Annotated in this window: 1 protein-coding gene; it reads right to left on the bottom strand. The window is 53.2% G+C overall.

Going from position 1 to position 1,586, the window contains the following annotated elements; all coding sequences use genetic code 11:
• Positions 1 to 343: 343 nt before the first annotated feature.
• On the bottom strand, positions 344 to 1,462 hold the full coding sequence (locus OIN60_RS01900; protein WP_305753189.1) for an IS110 family RNA-guided transposase: 1,119 nt from the start codon (positions 1,460 to 1,462) through the stop codon (positions 344 to 346).
• Positions 1,463 to 1,586 lie beyond the last annotated feature (124 nt).

The following is a 1,586-nucleotide window of genomic DNA, read 5'->3' as shown; positions in this document are numbered from 1 at the left end:
CTGATATGAACGAGACTGTCAAAAGCGTCTCTTTGACTCCCACGTTTTTTACCCCTTTCCCTTTCAACCCGGAGGGGGACAGTCTGAGTAAGGAAGCAAAAGTTCTCGACGTTGAGGCAGTCTGATATACGCGGGTTGGGTACCGCAGGTTATCTCTCCGTCTGCAGAGAGGGGCACCACGAACTGTTGGCGTGCGTCACTTGGGCGTTCCCTTGCGGCACATAGGGATTCCGTGGATTCTCTCTTGCGGTTTTCCTTTGCTTCCTGACTCAAACCACCCCTCTCTCCTGGTGAAGAGGGGTTTCTTTCGTATGCCTACAGCTTTAGATGCTGCCCTTCAACTTTAGACCGTGGTCTTCAACGTTTCGGCTTCTTTCGCCAGTGCCCAGATAAATCCTGCCAGCTCACGTGCGACGGCCACCACGGCCTTGCCCTTTGCTTTTCCTTGCCCACACATCCGTGTGTATTTCCCATTCAATCGCTGCTGCGCTTTCCACGAGATCCTGCACAAGCCTTCATTCTGACCTTCCTGACGCTTCTTCAAGCTGCCTTGTACGGCCGGTACATACCGGTAACTCCACGCCGCTTCCACCAGATATTTGCGAAGATTCGTATTCCCCGTTTTCGTAATACCGCCCTGATGCCGGCTGGAGCCACTTGAATATTCCCGGGGCACCAACCCGGTATATCCCATAAACACCTTTGCACTGACAAAACGCTCAAAGCTGCACACTTCCGCCACGATCCCGGTTGCCGTCGTTTCCGCAATGCCTCGCAGCGTCTGAAGCGCCTGAATCAGAGGCGCCTGGCTCCCACATTGGGCTTCACGGTGAATTTCCGCCTCCATCCGTTTGAGCTGTGCTTCATTTTGATCCAGTTGATACAACAACTCACTCCATACGAAGGTTTGAGACGACGGTGTCCATTTCACTCTCCCCAACCACTGGCGATAGGCTTGAGTCCATCTCCGAAGCTTTTCCTTCGGAGCCACCTGATGCCGTAGCAGCATCTTTCCGATCCGCTGCCGGATGCGCGTCCGCTCTTCCTTGATATCTTCGCGCATTCGGACCAAGTCCCGCAGCGCTTCCTCCTCGGGTGTCGGTACATGGACGCTGCTCAGTTCTCCGGCCCGCAGCAGTTGTGCCAGCCTCAAGGCATCCCGTCGGTCGGTTTTCACCCGGTCTCCCGGGCGGTTCGGAGTCAGGGAAGGAGCGATTACTACGCACGTATATCCATGCGCCATGAGAAAACGAACCAGGGGGTATCCCGTTGGGCCGGCCTCATAACAAAGAAGCAGCTCTTCGGGACGTCCACATTTTTGAAGAAGATTGAGGATCGCCTGATCCTCATGGGGAATCATTCCCCAGTACCTTGCGGGTTCTCGGCCTTCATCGGCAATAGCCACAGCAATTTTTTCTTTAGACACGTCTAAACCTACATACTTTGTGGTAGAATTTTTCATAGACAGACTCTCCTTTGCAATTTAGCTCTGCTTTGGATCGCAGGCCCTTATACTACCTGTATTGCCAAAGTAACCTAAGATATTGCAAGTACGTGGGAGTCTGTCTCGTTCATAATAACTGTTG

It is taken from the genome of Paenibacillus zeirhizosphaerae (assembly GCF_030705605.1).
Taxonomy (GTDB): Bacteria; Bacillota; Bacilli; order Paenibacillales; family Paenibacillaceae; genus Paenibacillus; species Paenibacillus zeirhizosphaerae.
Note: the sequence above shows the minus strand (reverse complement) of the source record. Positions and strands in the feature narration are given on the sequence as shown.